Below are 15,376 nucleotides of genomic sequence, written 5' to 3'. Positions count from 1 at the left end.
TTATCAACCAGATTGTTCAGGGCTTCAAAATTTTGATACTTGCGAATGTTGACTCATCGCGTGCCTGATCCAGCAAACTCATCGGCCTTGCCAATGGCAATGCCTGCGCAATCGGTCTTGCTGTTACTTGCGATTGAAATTGCGTTTGCGTCGCCAAGCGTTCATCGCTGGGTGGAATGCCGAAGCACTCGCGATAGCACTTTGAAAAATGAGGGGTGGACACAAACCCACACACCACCGACAACTCTACAATCGAAATCGGCGTTTGCTTGAGTAACTGACGCGCGCGGATCAGGCGCAGTTTGAGGTAATACCGCGAAGGCGAGGAATGCAGGTATTTCTGGAATAACCGCTCAAGCTGTCGACGGGACAAGCCAACATAATTCGCCAGTTCGTCGAGGTCGATCGGCTCTTCCAGATTGGCCTCCATCAAGGCGACGATTTCCTGCAACTTCGGTTGATGGGTACCGAGCATGTGCTTGAGAGGCACTCGTTGGTGATCCTGTTCGTTGCGGATTCGCTCGTAGACAAACATGTCGGAAATGGCCGCTGACAGTTCATGACCATGATCGCGACTGATCAGGTGCAGCATCATGTCCATCGGCGCGGTTCCACCAGAGCTGGTGAAGCGGTCTCGGTCAAGGGTGAATAGACTGGAGCTGAGATTCACTCGCGGAAAAGCTTCCTGCATGGCCGCCAGAAATTCCCAGTGCACGCTGCAGTCGAAGCCATCGAGCAAGCCTGCCTGAGCCAAGGCCCAACTCCCTGTGCACACGCCCCCTATCCGCTTCGCGCGCCGCGCCTGGGCTCGCAACCAGGTAACGTGCTCACGGGTCACCGCGCTTTGAATGCCAATGCCACCGCAGACGATCACGGTGTCCAGTATCGGTGCGTTATTGATCGCCGCATCCGGAGTGATTGGCATGCCATCGCTTGCCCATACCCGCTCGCCCCCCAGGCTGAAGGTGTGCCATCGGTACAGCTCTTGACCGGTCAACTGATTGGCCATTCGTAGCGGCTCTATGGCAGATGCCAAAGAGATCAAAGTGAGTTGGTCCAGCAGCAAGAAACCAATGGTTTGGGGAGGAACGGCCTTGGAGGTGTCGTATGCCATCGAAGTTTTTTCTCGCAGTGAGCGGTAATGGCCCGTGGCGCTGGCGGTATTAACCGCCCCGCCACTGCTGGCGCACTGAAAAGATCGCAAGCAGGTTTACGCCGAATATGGCTGCTATGCACTTTCCGCCGACACCGCACTCCGCGGCTGCCCATGCTGACGCGCGGTCACAAGGCCGATAAAGGAAATCACCAGCGCCAGGCCTATGGTCGAAGAAACTTCCATACGGTGCTCGGGCGTCACCATCATCACCGCCAACGCTGCGCAGATGAAGGCGATGACCAACCAGGTAAGCCAGGGGAACAACCACATCTTGAAGGTCAGCGTGACATTCTGCCGAAGCAGAATCTTGCGCATGCGCAGTTGCGACACTGCGATAACCAGATACACCAGCAAGGCAATGGCGCCGGAGCTGGCGAGCAGAAATTGAAACAGTCCGGCGGGCATGAAGTAGCTGAACAAAGTCACGCCGGCACCCAGTACGGTGCTGGCGATCACCGCAGCCCTCGGCACGCCATCCGACGACGTCACCTTCAGCGGCTTCGGTGCATCACCGCGCTTGCCCAGCGAAAACAACATGCGCGAGGCAATATAGATCGACGAGTTCATGCAGCTGGCCACGGCAATCAACACCACCACATCTACCATTAACTTGGCGTGGGGAATGTTCATCAGTTCCAGCGCTCGCTGGTAAGAGCCCACCGACGCCAGCAACGGATCATTCCAGGGCACCACGGAAATGACCACGAAAATGGACAGCAAGTAGAACACCCCGATGCGCCAGATCACCGAGCGTGTAGCTTTGGCGATGTTCTGCGCCGGGTTGTTGGATTCGGCCGCAGCAATGGTCACCGCTTCCGTACCGATGAAGCTGAACATGATGGTGATAAATGCCCCCACGACCGCTGACAAGCCGTTGGGCGCAAAACCACCATGGTCCTCCATGAGTTGACTCAACCCGCTGGCTTCGCGCTCGGGAATCCAACCCATCAACACCGCAAAACCAAGGCCGATAAAGCCGATGATCGCCACGACCTTGGCCATCGCAAACCAGAATTCGAACTCCCCGTATTTGGACACGCTGAACAGATTGGTCACGACCAACAGGATGATCGACAGCAAGGCAAACAACCAGGTATCGATCTGTGGAAACCATTGGTTCAATACATGCCCGGCCGCGAGCGCCTCGATCGGTATCACCAGCACCCAGAACCACCAATAGAGCCAGCCGATGGTGAAGCCCGCCCAACGCCCGATTGCCTGGTCAGCGTAGGTGGAAAAAGATCCGGTGTCTGGATTGGCAACCGCCATTTCGCCCAGCATGCGCATGACCAGAACGACCAAAAGGCCGGAGAACAGATAAGCCAGCAGTACCGCCGGCCCCGCGGCAGCGATGGCATGTCCGGAGCCCACAAACAAACCGGCGCCGATAATCCCCGCGATAGAAAGCATGGTGACGTGACGCGGCTTGAAACCCTGCGCCAACTGACCGTTCGAATCTTTGGAGTTCAGGCTATTCATTGTTTTTTTTGTTCTCTGGTGATCGACGTTAGGGCGTACTGACTGAGGGTCAGGCGATCATCATTTCTCCCTGTTGCCGCGTCTCGAACGCGGCGCACCTCAAACGCTCCCGAGTTTCTAAATCAGGCATCACGGCTGCACACGGCCATGAAGTGACGCGTCACCTTACGCGTTCTCTCTTGAAAGAAAATGGTCTGAGCACGCCATTTTTGAGTCTGATTTCGACAGGCACTGCGTCTCGCATTTTATTGATGTAGGGGGGCAGCACCGTGCAAAGCGGCGGCCAAGAACGATCCGAAATCGCCGATTGCCGGCATGCCGATCCTCGAAGCATTCAAAGCCAAGACCATCATCGTCAACAAGCGCTCGATGGCCAGCGGCTATGCCGGTCTGGACAACGAGCTGTTCTACCTGGACAAGACCATGATGGTCTTTGGTGATGCCAAGAAGGTCATTGAATACATGGTTAAAGCGGTCGATTAGCCCTGTTTCCAGCATCGCCATATCCTGCGGGCTAAGCCTGCGCGAGATATGGCGAAGTTTATATTCGAACGCTGGCAAAGTTGATTCGCCGCGAGTTTGGCTCAAGGCCGACATAGGCCAGTAATCGGCACGAAGCTGTCATTAGGTGACTAATAAGCCAGGCAAATCATTAAGCTCTCCGATTAAATCGAGTGAAAGATATATTCAGTCTGTGCGCGAAGATCCAGTTCAACACCTGCCCCATGCAGACGAGTGTGAAGGTCAGCATCATCGACACGTACTTTCCAAGACACATTTGCCGGTACATCGCCCCCCGCGCGAACGAGACTGATGGCCTGCTGCAATTGCGTACGGTCGGCTAAGTAAACAGCCAGCGCGTTGCCTTTCCAAGCGGCAACACTCATCCCCATCGCCGCGCATACTAAAACTTTAGCCTTGGCGTCGTCACGGTCAGCCTGCCGGGAGCGTTGAATCTGATCCTCCAAGACAGGATCAACTATACGGTCAGAACATAACACCTCTCCCGCCTCCCAGACTTCCGGCGGGCAGACCTTTTCTGCGGGGCGCACGGTTAGAAATGGATTGATTTCCATCGGATAGATTCGACAGACCAGCGGTCGATCTTCATAGATCTCGCAGTGGTTATCCTCCCCTAAACTTGGACACTGTGTCAGTGCGTTGCCCGCAAAAATGGCTATTACCTGAATACGTGCATCTCCACTGACGACGTCTACCGCGCGTTGCACGCTGTGGGCGTAATGCTCTGGCAGGGGGAAGACTGACGTGTCGAAAGCTTCAAGTATGACTGCGATGTTACCACCGCGATTTAACCATTCCTCGGCCTCTTGAAGAGTCAGAGGGATAAGACGTTCTTTACAGCAAGTTCCGCACCCGTTGCAGGTAAACCTCGTGACGTTGTTTTTTATGAGCGTCACTGATTTGCTTATAGGCGTCATGCTCAGTCCTGTTCCGTACCCCCAAACTTCAAGTAGAGGCGATGGCTAAAGAAACCAATGATATACGCTGTATACCTGGTTTCAATTAGGCACCAAATCCCAACTAGGTATACTTGAACACACCTTCCCCTGGCCGGTCGCCACCCCTTGCCAGATCGGCACGTCATCTATGGCGCGGCCCTGAGCGTAGTAGTAAACCTTAGCAATTGGCTCAACTGACCATTGATCAATACGGGCGTACCAGTGGACGCTTTCGTGTGAAAACGTCGGCATCACCTAGCCTACGGACATCTACGACTCGCACGTAGATGCCCGGGATCCACTGTAATTCAATCCAGCTCTGACGGATGTTGAGTGGCTGTAACCGAGGCTAGACCTCTGATTTTTTCAGACTAAACCTTTGCGGTATCGCACTCTCCACTCCGCAACAAGGCTCAAACCAATTCGGCTAAAGATGCCGGATTGAAGCCCTTCAGGTCTGCGTAATCGCCTTTTTCCACTTTGGCGGCCCAATCCTTGTCACTCAGTAGAACACGCCCTACTGCGATCAGATCAAACTCTTCGCGCTCCATGCGCTCGACGAGCCGATCCAAACTCGCAGGGGTTGATCCCTTGCCGGCAAAGGCATTCGTAACATCATTTTCTAGCCCAACCGAACCAACACTGATGGTCGCGGCCCCGGTTACTTTCTTCGCCCAGCCCGCGCAGTTCAGGCCGTTCTCACCGTCAATTTCGGGAAATTCAGGTTCCCAGAAACGTCGCTGCGAGCAGTGCAGGACGTCGACACCGGCCTCGACCAATGGCAGCAGCCAGTCTTCCATCACAGCTGGTGTTTCAGCGACGCGTACGCCGTAGTCCTGTTGCTTCCACTGGCTGACGCGCATGATGATCGGGAACTCAGGGCCAACAGCATGACGAACAGCAGATACGATCTCACTGGCAAAACGCGAGCGTTCCTTGATTGTCGGGCCGCCGTAGCGGTCGGTGCGCAGATTGGTACCAGACCAGAAAAACTGATCGATCAAATAACCATGGGCTCCGTGGATCTCAACGGTATCGAAGCCCAGTCGTTTGGCATCCGCTGCGGCCTTGGCGAACGCTGCTACCGTGTCGGCAATGTCCTCTTCACTCATCGCCACGCCACGCAGGTCACCTGGCGAATCAAGGCCCGACGGGCTTTCCACTGGCGCATCAGGCTCCCAGTCGTTGATGTAACGCGTGGCACCGGTATGCCAGATCTGCGGTGCCATGCGCCCGCCAGCGTTGTGGACCGCATCGATCACGTTTTTCCACCCAGCCAGCGCCGCTTCGCCGTGAAAAAAAGGTATGCCGGAGTCATTGCGCGATGCTGGGCGATCAACCACGGTGCCTTCCGACAAAATCAGCCCGACACGTCCCTCTGCCCGCCGCCGGTAGTAGGCAGTGCTCGCTTCACCCGGAATGCCTTCGGGTGAGAACAGACGCGTCATTGGCGCCATGACAATTCGGTTTTTCAGTTCAAGCGACCGGATGGAAAAAGGACGAAATAAAATGCTGGTTTCAGGGTTTGACATCAGATGGACTCCATTTGCTTTTGGAAGCCATATAAGTATATTTTGTAAACCAAATGTCAATTAGGCACCTAAAGTCGCCTAGGTATATGTGAGGAAACTTCGATGCTGGAATTAAAACCGCAGTGTTTTTCGTCGGAGTGCCCAAGCCGGGCGCTGTTCGACCAAATCGCAGACAAGTGGTCGATGATGGTTCTGGCGGTACTTGATGACGGGCCGCACCGTTTTAACGCCATCAGGCGTCGCCTGGAGGGCGTCACTCAGAAAGCACTGACACAGTGCCTGCGTCGACTGGAACGAAATGGACTCGTCTCGCGCCAGGTCATCTCGTTTTCGCCCGTGGCAGTCCAGTATGAGATCACCCAACTTGGTCGAACACTGCAGCAGCCATTCCGCGAATTGCATAAATGGACGCTCGACAAATTGCCTGAGGTTGAAACGGCCCGGTTGAAGTTTGACGAGGCCGCGCAGGTAAGCCTGACGAAGTGATTTTTTATTGACTCGCCGCCACTGCCCATCTGAAACGCATTACTTCGTAGGTTTACTCACGGTATCCCTAAACCTACCAACGCTACATTAAGTGCCTAATTGACTCTTGGTTTATCGCGTATGTACCGTCTTGGTGTTCTGTCAGAAATCGCCATTAGCGATCACTCGGACACCCGATGCGAGCGGGGGCAAATATGGGGGCAAATCTCAATTTTTTTGCCAGAAACCATTGTCCTAGAGCCCAGTCAAAATGTTCTTTGGGGACCCTGAGAGTCTTTGATACGGCATTGCGCGCGCCCAATGTTCCTGTCAGCAGTCTCAGGCATCGGCCCGTTCTAGCTTGTTTGAGGTGGGGAGCCAGGGACGCATTGATCAGCCCATGGCTGCCCTGGAAACCCACCAGATCAGTCACGGCCGAATCAGCTCTGCAGAGCAGCAAACTGCAATGGTCACCACCCGAGCTATGGGTAAGCTCATAACTCGGGCGCCCTACCAGTCTCACCTTCCCCGCAGTGACGTGATGAATGGATAACCACAGGTCTGGGATAACAAGAGATCCGGGGAAAGCCAATGGGGCGTTGGATCAACGATCGGCTTTTGCTCACGGCGCTCGCCCAAGATCTCCAGGACGCATTGGAGCCAGGCCTCTTGTACCTGTAAAACCCTGGCAGGAGCGAGGTACATGGATAGATCGCTGGCCATATGAAAATCCAGTCAAGGTGATTGTGATTAGCGCTTGGCCCCAGATCACAGCAAGAAGCTATTAACAGGCTTTTTCAAGCCCAAGCGGTCCCTCAGCGTCCCAGGTTCATATTCCTTGCGGAAGACACCTTTGGCTTGCAGCAAAGGCACCACGCCGCGGGTGAAGGCTTCGAAGTCCGTCGGCAAAAACGGAAACATGAGGTTGTAGCCATCGACGGCATTCGACTCGTATAACGCTGAAAGCTTGTCGGCAATATGCTCCGCTGTTCCGATCAGTAGCCAGGTGCTGGAACTCTTGACCAACCGGCGCCCTATTTCGCGGATAGACAAGGAAGTATCGTACTTCTTGAGCAGGGCCAGCTCAGTTCGAATGCCATCGAACTCAGACTCATCCGGCAACGCCGGCAATGGGCTGTCCGGCGATAGACCTGTCAAGTCCAGGCGGGTGTAGCTGGAGACGAGGTCAATCGCCACCGCATCGATAATGAGGCTGTCCTCCAGTTGCCGACGTCGCTCCTCTTCAGTCTCATCCCCGAGCACCACCGGAAGCACGCCGGTAATGATTTTCAGGTCACTGGAATGCCTGCCCTTCAACTCGAGTCGGCGATTCAAATCGGCCCTATACGCCAATCCCTCTTCGACCGTATTGATGAAACAGAAGTGCACGTCCGCATGCGCAGCGGCCAGGTTCTTGCCGGCTTCAGAAGACCCCGCCTGGGCAAGGACCGGATGGCCCTGAGGTGGACGCGGCACGTTAAGCGGCCCACGCACGCTGAAATGTGCCCCTTTGTGATTGATCGGGTGAATTTTCGATGGGTCGGCAAAATCGCCGGTGCCCTTGTCAAATTCAAGCGCACCCTCCTCCCAAGAGTCCCAAAGCTGCTTGACGACTTGGATGAATTCCTCGGCCCGCAGATAACGATCGCCGTGCTTCGTCACGCCTGACAATCCGTAATTCGAAGCCTCTTCTTCCAGCCAGGAAGTCACGATATTCCAGCTGGCTCGCCCTGCGCTGAGATAGTCCAACGAAGCAAAATATCGCGCGAGGTTGAACGGCTCGTTATAGGAAGTTGAAGCGGTGCCCATCAGACCAATGTGATCAGTCACGGCAGCCAGTGCGGACAACAGCGTAATCGGTTCAAGACGGGCGTTGGCATAGTGCCTCAACCCGCTGGCCACGGAATCCCAGACCGCGACGTGATCCGCGACAAAAACCGCATCGAACTTCGCCGCCTCGGCCGCCTGCACCAGTTTTACGTAGTACTTGAGCGTGAATATTTCCTGGGTCGGTGACAGCGGGTGGCGCCAGGAAAAACGATGATCTCCTTGGGGGTTAAAAAAGAACAAATTCAAAATCATACTTTTATTGGACATAACGCCTCCGCGACCTTACCAACGTCGCATTCATTTTTACTGGGCCGTCTTGACGGTATGTTCGGCGACCCACTGCGCCGCGACTTTTGCGGGATCCTTGTGATCGATATCAACAAGACGATTGAGTTGCTTGAGGTCGTCATCGGTCAGTTTTGCAGAGACCGCGTTGAGCACCTGGGTGACTTCCGGGGTTAGCAACGCCTTGCGACCCAGTGGTGTGATGTTTTGCAGGGGCTGTTGGTGCTTGTCGTCCTCGAGGACAACCCAAGGCTCCTTAGCCAGGATGCCTTGCGTGGAGACCACCGTGGCGACGTCGATAGCGCCTGAGTTCAACGCCAGCCGCGACAAGGGCCCGCCCATGTCCAGCGATTTGATGCTCTTGAAGTTGATGCCGTAGACCGCCTTCAACCCGGGCAGGCCTAAGGCAGCAGTGGCGACTTCGGGAGGCCCGCCCAACGTGAAATCACCCGAGACGGGCGCCAGGTCGGACAAGGTGTGCAAGTTGTACTTTTCTGCGGTTTTCTTGGTAACAGCCCAAGCGGTAATAGACCCCGCGGACGAAGGCTCAAGCAGCTGGAGGTCCGCCGGCAACTTCTGTTGCAGAGCGCTGAGGATCTCCTTTTGGGTGGTCAGGGCGGTCTTGTCGTCATAGAAACTCAACAGTGATCCTATGTATTCGGGTACGACGTCTATATCCCCGTTTTCCAGCGCCTGGGCGATGATCTGGCGGTTCCCCAGATTGAGTCGGGTCTTGACGTCTATCCCTTGATTTTTCAAGGCCGACGCATAGATGTTGGCGAGAATCGTCTGCTCGGAAAAATTGGCCCCTCCAATGGTGATGGACTGAGCACTGGCAAACGTGCTGCCAACCAGCAAGCCTAGCCCCAGCAACAATGAAACCGAGTGCACTGAGCGAGCCTTCGAACGTTGTTTGTTTTTCATTTGGGTCTGCACCTCTGCAAAGTTGATACGCACTTTCAAATGCCCCTGGTCATGTAGCGCTTAGTTCAACATTCCCCGCCCGCCATTTTCTAACCATGAGTGTTTCTATCATCGAGCACACCCACTCGCTGACAATCGCAAGTGCCGACACCATCAGTGCGCCGCCAATAATTTGCGGCGTATCATTTCGGCCCAGTCCATCAATAAGAAACCTGCCCAGCCCGCCGAACCCTGCATACGCAGCGATGGTGGCCGTGGCGATAAGTTGCACCAGGGCTGATCGGAATCCAGAAAAGATCAGCGGAAAAGCCAGCGGCAACTCGAGCTGAATAAACATCTGCCCTCTGCGCATCCCCATCGATCTGGCAGCCTGCTTCAGAGACGAATCCACCTGATCGATTCCAACATAGGTATTGGTTAATATCGGCGGGATGCTCATGGTCACCAAAGCGATAATCACCGTGCTGGTTTCATAACCAATGAGCATGATTGCAAGTATCACAATACCCAGAGAAGGTAATGCTCGCCCAATATTGAACAGCCCTATCGCCACCTGCGCGCCTTTGCGGTAGTTAGCCAGAAGTACGCCGAGCGGCAACGCTATTGCACAAGCAATCGCCAGGCTCAAAGACACATAATAAAGATGCTCTGCCAGCCGAGTCAGTATTCCGTTTTCACCCAACCAATTGTCAGGAAGAGAAAACCAAAGGTAGACACCTGCGATCATGTTCATCAGCGCACCCAAGGGACCAGCCATTTATTTATTGAATAAAACAGAAAATCAGAACATAACGCCAACATCACCGTCAGGACCAGGCTGACCGCCACAGGCGTAGTGAAACTTTGAGCCAGCCCGGTAATGAACATCTGGCCTAATCCGCCTTGACCAATCAAGGCAGTAACGGTCACCAGCCCCACCAAGGTAACCGAGGTCGTTCGCAAGCCTGCCAATAACGAAGGCAGCGCCAGCGGAAGTTCAACCCCGAGGAATCTCTGCATGCGCGTATACCCTAGCGCACGGGCTTCTTCCAATACGTCCGGGGGATTACTCGCAAGCCCCGCCAAGGTGTTCTGCAACACAATAAGCAAGGAATACAGGCTCAAACCAATGACCGCCGTCGTCTTGGATAAACCGGTAAAAGGCATTATCAAAATAAACAGCGCCAGGGACGGAATGGTAAAGAGTATGCCGCTGACATAAATCATGGGGCGCGCCAATCCTGGCCGCCACAACGTCAAGAGCACCATTGCGCCCGCTAATAGCATCCCTATACACAGGCCCAAGGTCACCAGCTGAATATGATCAAATAACAGCTGGCCGATCTGCTGCCAGTTTTCAACGATCCAGGACCAGTCAATCATTGCGCACTTCCGAAGCGGCGCTCATTGAGTGCGCTGTGAAGGCTGGCAATCGAGAGGCAACCTTCGTAACCGCCCGCCTCGTCCACGCGAACAACCACACCGATAGGAGCCGTTAGAATTTTAACCAATGCGTGATGCAACGAGTCGTTACTCGACACCGTTGTCAGCTCGGGAACAGGCACGTCCGATTCACTGACCCACTTCAACGGGTTGGACTTATCATCCAGCAGAAGTTTGAATTCGCAATTGACTTCATCCGCTGGAAGATCAGAAACCTTCATCAGCGAAAGTCTCTTTAACAGCGGATCTTTGCCGATAAAGTTCTTCACAAACTCGCTGGTTGGATGGGCAAGGATATTGTGAGGCGTATCGAACTGAACAAGCTTTCCTTCGCCCTCGAAGATGGCAATCCGGTCACCAATCTTGATGGCCTCCTCCATATCGTGGGTCACCAAAATAATGGTTTTATGCAAGCGTCTCTGAAGCGCAACCAGTTCATCCTGCAGTCGCTCGCGTATCACCGGATCAAGCGCGGCAAAGGGTTCGTCCATCAATACAACCGGCGGGTCCGAGGCCAATGCCCTCGCCAGAGCGACGCGACTTTGCTGCCCGCCCGACAGCTGATTAGGGTAGCGCTCAAGAAATTCCGGCTGAAGTCCAACCAGGGAAATGAGTTCGCTCACGCGCTGGCGGATTTTATGTTTGCTCCAGCCCAGGAGTCGCGGTACTGCGCCAATATTTTCTGCAACCGTCTGGTGGGGAAATAAGGCTGCGCTCTGCATCATGAAACCAATGCCGCGGCGTAGCGTAACGACGTCAAGCTCATCGGTTGCTACTCCATTGACACAGATGCGGCCACTGTCCTGGGTATCCAGCCTGTTGATCATGCGCAAAATGGTGGTTTTGCCACACCCACTGGGCCCGACAAATACACAGATCTCACCCTCCCGGACGTGAAGCGTCAAATCGCTCACGGCCATTCGCGGGCTGCCTTTATGAGTTTTCTTGATGGCTTCAAAACGTATCATTTTCCGACGCCCAAATTAGCTTGCATATTTTTAGTGCTCAGCAGGATGGCAAGGACAATCCACGGGACTGACCAGATGTTTCTGCAATAACTGGAAGTAGCCATGAATGACATAGCCATTGTTTCGCGCGATCCATTGTTTATGCCTGGCTCTATACACCCGAGGTAAGTAAAACCAGGGCAAACCGGGAAGATCGTGATGAACCAAGTGAAGATTGAGGTTAAGAAACAGCCAACTCAACAGCCCTGATGATTCATTGATAACTGTGCGGTGTTCCGGAAGCGTTGACGGACGATGTTCGTAAAACGACCTGATCATGGCAATCGACAAGGCCGGCAGCGAAACTAAGAATATGTACTGTATGGCACTGATGGCGCTGTATTGCTCAACCAGGACCAGCACTACGCCAACACTTAGTATATGAGCAGCCCACATCCGCCAAGCGATTCGCCCGGTGTGAAATAGTCCTCCAATCTCACCGCCCACGAGAGCTATTACCGCCAACGGCGCGCCCATAAGCAAACGACCACCCAAGGTCTTGTTTACCCATAACAACGTTCTGATATACCGAGGCGAGCGCAACCAAAAAGCACCGGTGACATAACGACTTTCCGGATCTTGACCCGGCACCGTCAACACCTCGTCGCGGTGATGCGCCAAATGTGTCTCCCTATAAATGTCGTAGGGGTACCACAGGGCAAATGGCAGAAATCCCAAGGCTTTATTTATGCCAGGCCAACGCGTTGGATGACCGTGGATAAGCTCATGCTGAATCGACATCCAGAGCACAACCAGTGGAACCAACAGGACAAGGCTGAATACTTTGCCAAGTACGTCCCCATAAAAAACAATAAATGCCCAGGCCATATAGAACCCGACTAACAAAAGCCAGGTGGGCCATTCAGTTTTACTCGTTACGGTAGTGCTCAGCTTAACGATTTCAGCTCGATGAGCTTCATCCAAATAGTTTGGCATTGTTGTTAGTCGTGATAGATCTTGCTCGGAACAGGCGCCCAATCAGTCACACTTCAAGCTGCAACCCCCTACACCGGGCATTACCTGAAGATGATTGGCTGGACTAACGGTATGGAAACTCCCAACAGCGATGATTCACATGGCGTAGAGAAGAAACGCCAAGCCTTCGCTGATTGCACTGCAGGCTTCGCTGTTGGCCTGACAAGGGAGAGGTTTGCCGATAACGAATGGAGTGGCAATGGAGGCGCAAGGACTAACGCGGATATTGCCTGAGTGAGAAATCACTGCATTGGCTCCGTCATGCGACAGAGCCTCAAGGCTGATTTGGAAGATTCGGGCGCCGGACATAGTCGTACCAAAAGAATAGGATTGAACATATCCGGCAGTCCGGTGACAGCAAGGTAGCATGATGACTAATACGATCAAGGAATATATTTAATTATGCTTATTCCTAAAATGAATAACAATTAAGCAATGCTTTTACCCTGCTCTGAATTTTCCTGCTCCGCTAGCCTAGTCCCATCGATGCGGTCATGGCTCAGCCGGAACAATTCGGCGCGGTCGCGAAGCATCGAATTGCAGTGGTCGGTCATTCCCTCGGCGGCTGGACCGCGCTGGAAATCGCCGGAGCACGCTTCGATCCCGAGCGGTTTGCCCAAGACTGCAAGGCGCATCCGCAGTTGGCCAGTTGCAGCGTTTACCAACAGATCAACCCCGGCAGCACCCCAGAGCCAAAGACTCGATTAGGCTCTGACCTGGGCGATAAACGCGTCACCACGACTTGGGCCTGTCACGCGGCTTGACCGATGCGAGCCTCGCGGCGCTGCCGGTTCCGGCACTGGTGATCGCGGCGGGCTTGCCCTCTGAAGACCTTCCCGCGCAGCTGGAGTCCGCCGACTTGGCCAAACGGCTGCCGCAAGTCTCGACGCGCTACGTCGAGATCAGCGACGCCAGCCACTTCAGTTTCTTGTCGCGGTGCAAATCGGGCGCGGTGGTATTGCTCGAAGCAGGCGCCGGGGGACGGCATGATTTGCCTGGATGGCGACGGTGGGCGATCGCGTGAGGTGATTCATCAGCAAGTGACGTCGCTGATTACTGAATTTCTGGGGCCGACACCTCGTAATGAGCGGTAGCCTCACGTCGGCTGGTTTTTCGACCATCGTATTCCAGCCTATCGACCTGCCGAAGCAGCCGAAACAGGCGTGTCCCCAATTTCGGTAGGCCATAACAGCAAGTGAGGGGGCGGCATGCCGGTCATCCGTGAAGAACAGATGAAAGTGTTTGAGCTGGACAGCATCCTGGCCTGATCCCGGTTCTTTTGTTGAGGCTCATGGCCTCTTCGCGGGCAAGCCTCGCTCCTACGGGGATTTGTGTACGCCGCTGGTCCAATGTGGGAGCGAGCCTGCTCGCGATGGCCATGACGCGGTTGATGCCAATCCTTACACTCCCTGCAACACTGATTTTTCATCATTTCATTTGAAAGCCCGCCAATGGGAGGTGCATGCTAGAGGGCTCGCTATGAACTTATATCATTCCGAATGATAGTTACCTTCGGTTCATTCGATTCGTGCCATACAACCCCGCCAAGCATCATCCGTCCATCTCAATACATTGGCGGATGCATCCATGGAACAGTCACTCAAACATTTGCGCTTCCCCTTGGCCCTGTTGGCCGTGCTGGTGATGAGCGCTTGCGGCAAGACCCCGGACGCTGCCGCCACCATGCCCGCGGCCAAAGTCAGCGTGGCCAAGGTGCTGGAACAACCGGTCAACGAGTGGGACGAATTCACCGGGCGCCTTGAAGCGCCGGAAACGGTAGAGATTCGTCCACGGGTTTCCGGCCAGATCGATGACGTGGCCTTCACCGAAGGCGCGCTGGTCAAGAAAGGCGATCTGTTGTTCCAGATCGACCCACGTCCATTCCAGGCTGAGGTCCGCCGCCTCGAAGCCTTGGTTGCCCAAGCTCGCGCCACGGCCACCCGCAGCGAAAACGAATCCCAGCGCGGCGAACGCCTGCGCACCAGCAACGCGATTTCCGCCGAACTCGCCGACTCGCGCACCAGCGCGGCTCAAGAAGCCCGCGCCGCCGTCGGCGCTCTCCAGGCCCAATTGGACCTGGCCAAACTGAACCTGAGCTTCACCCGCGTCACTGCGCCTATCAGCGGCCGTGTCAGCCGTGCGGAAATCACCGCCGGTAACCTGGTGACCGCCGATACCACCGCGCTGACCAGCGTAGTGTCCACCGACAAGGTCTACGCCTACTTCGACGCCGACGAGCGTGTCTTCCTTAAATACACCCAGCTCGCCCGCCAGGGCCAACGCGGCGCAACCACGCCGGTTTACCTCGGCCTGTCCAATGAAGACGGCAACCCGCACCAGGGCCAGATGAACTTCGTCGACAACCAGGTCAACCCGAAGACCGGCACCATCCGCGGTCGCGCGGTGTTCGACAACAGCGACGGCACCTACACCCCAGGTCTTTATGCACGCCTGAAACTGGTGGGCAGCGGCACTTACTCCGCGGTGTTGATCAACGACGAAGCGGTCGGTACCGACCTGGGTAAAAAGTTCGTGCTGGTGATGGATGCCGACAACAAAACGGCTTACCGCCCCGTCGAACTGGGTCCGAAGATCGAAGGTCTGCGCATCGTGCGCAGCGGCCTGAACAAGGACGACACCATCATCGTCAAGGGCTTGCAACGGGTTCGCCCTGGTTCACCGGTCACCCCTGAAGTGATCCCGATGGCCAGCCAGGAAACCCTCGCGGCTCTGGCTCAACAACGACAAGCGCTGGAAGCCAGCAACCTGCCCCAAGTCGCACCTGCCAAGGTCGCGCCGGGTACGGTTGTGAAAGTGGCTGCTGCGACTCCACGCGGTTAA

Annotated in this window: 12 protein-coding genes and 2 pseudogenes; 4 read left to right on the top strand and 10 right to left on the bottom strand. The window is 55.0% G+C overall.

Annotation, left to right across the window (positions count from 1 at the left end):
* Nucleotides 1-16 precede the first annotated feature (16 nt).
* Both gbdR and gabP read right to left on the bottom strand, forming a co-directional pair.
* Entirely contained in the window at nt 17-1,114 is a 1,098-nt protein-coding gene (gene gbdR / locus AB7M22_RS10990) for a choline metabolism transcriptional regulator GbdR (protein WP_454186286.1), read from the bottom strand.
* Between the two features lie 114 nt (nt 1,115-1,228).
* Nucleotides 1,229-2,635 (bottom strand): GABA permease, encoded by a 1,407-nt coding sequence (gene gabP, locus AB7M22_RS10985; RefSeq protein ID WP_454186285.1) that lies wholly within the window; start codon nt 2,633-2,635, stop codon nt 1,229-1,231.
* 279 nt (nt 2,636-2,914) lie between these two features.
* Here gabP and AB7M22_RS10980 point away from each other — a divergent pair.
* Nucleotides 2,915-3,118, top strand: a pseudogene (locus AB7M22_RS10980) (NAD(P)(+) transhydrogenase (Re/Si-specific) subunit beta); the annotation flags it as partial.
* Between the two features lie 182 nt (nt 3,119-3,300).
* On the opposite strand, the gene AB7M22_RS10975 reads toward AB7M22_RS10980, so the two are convergent.
* Nucleotides 3,301-4,074 carry a YkgJ family cysteine cluster protein gene (locus AB7M22_RS10975; protein ID WP_454186284.1) on the bottom strand — a complete coding sequence of 258 codons (774 nt, stop codon included), beginning with the start codon at nt 4,072-4,074 and terminating at the stop codon, nt 3,301-3,303.
* 434 nt (nt 4,075-4,508) lie between these two features.
* Entirely contained in the window at nt 4,509-5,627 is a 1,119-nt protein-coding gene (locus AB7M22_RS10970) for an NADH:flavin oxidoreductase (protein WP_454186283.1), read from the bottom strand.
* Between the two features lie 102 nt (nt 5,628-5,729).
* On the opposite strand from AB7M22_RS10970, the gene AB7M22_RS10965 reads away from it, so the two are divergent.
* Nucleotides 5,730-6,113 carry a winged helix-turn-helix transcriptional regulator gene (locus AB7M22_RS10965; protein WP_253424666.1) on the top strand — a complete coding sequence of 128 codons (384 nt, stop codon included), beginning with the start codon at nt 5,730-5,732 and terminating at the stop codon, nt 6,111-6,113.
* Nucleotides 6,114-6,860: 747 nt separating this feature from the next.
* On the opposite strand, the gene AB7M22_RS10960 is transcribed toward AB7M22_RS10965, so the two are convergent.
* Genes AB7M22_RS10960 through AB7M22_RS10935 form a run of 6 tightly spaced genes read right to left on the bottom strand, consistent with a single transcriptional unit; the run spans nt 6,861 to nt 12,496 of the window.
* Nucleotides 6,861-8,189 carry an LLM class flavin-dependent oxidoreductase gene (locus AB7M22_RS10960; RefSeq protein WP_454186282.1) on the bottom strand — a complete coding sequence of 443 codons (1,329 nt, stop codon included), beginning with the start codon at nt 8,187-8,189 and terminating at the stop codon, nt 6,861-6,863.
* A 36-nt stretch (nt 8,190-8,225) separates the two neighbouring features.
* Entirely contained in the window at nt 8,226-9,131 is a 906-nt protein-coding gene (locus tag AB7M22_RS10955) for an ABC transporter substrate-binding protein (RefSeq protein WP_454186281.1), read from the bottom strand.
* Between the two features lie 49 nt (nt 9,132-9,180).
* On the bottom strand, nt 9,181-9,864 hold the full coding sequence (locus AB7M22_RS10950; protein WP_454186280.1) for an ABC transporter permease: 684 nt from the start codon (nt 9,862-9,864) through the stop codon (nt 9,181-9,183).
* Complete coding sequence (locus AB7M22_RS10945; protein WP_454186279.1) at nt 9,864-10,493, bottom strand: ABC transporter permease; 630 nt, start codon at nt 10,491-10,493, stop codon at nt 9,864-9,866. Before AB7M22_RS10945 ends, AB7M22_RS10950 begins: the two co-directional genes overlap by 1 nt.
* Nucleotides 10,490-11,521 carry an ABC transporter ATP-binding protein gene (locus tag AB7M22_RS10940; RefSeq protein ID WP_454186278.1) on the bottom strand — a complete coding sequence of 344 codons (1,032 nt, stop codon included), beginning with the start codon at nt 11,519-11,521 and terminating at the stop codon, nt 10,490-10,492. Before AB7M22_RS10940 ends, AB7M22_RS10945 begins: the two co-directional genes overlap by 4 nt.
* A gap of 30 nt (nt 11,522-11,551) precedes the next feature.
* On the bottom strand, nt 11,552-12,496 hold the full coding sequence (locus AB7M22_RS10935) for a fatty acid desaturase (protein WP_454186277.1): 945 nt from the start codon (nt 12,494-12,496) through the stop codon (nt 11,552-11,554).
* 521 nt (nt 12,497-13,017) lie between these two features.
* Here AB7M22_RS10935 and AB7M22_RS10930 point away from each other — a divergent pair.
* Together AB7M22_RS10930 and mexE are read left to right on the top strand one after the other, a co-directional pair.
* A pseudogene (locus tag AB7M22_RS10930) lies at nt 13,018-13,629 on the top strand (alpha/beta hydrolase family protein); the annotation flags it as partial.
* A gap of 493 nt (nt 13,630-14,122) precedes the next feature.
* Nucleotides 14,123-15,376, top strand: coding sequence for a multidrug efflux RND transporter periplasmic adaptor subunit MexE (mexE, locus tag AB7M22_RS10925; protein ID WP_007905572.1), 1,254 nt, complete (start codon nt 14,123-14,125; stop codon nt 15,374-15,376).

The organism is Pseudomonas sp. ADAK2 TE3594 (assembly GCF_053628675.1).
Note: the sequence above shows the minus strand (reverse complement) of the source record. Positions and strands in the feature narration are given on the sequence as shown.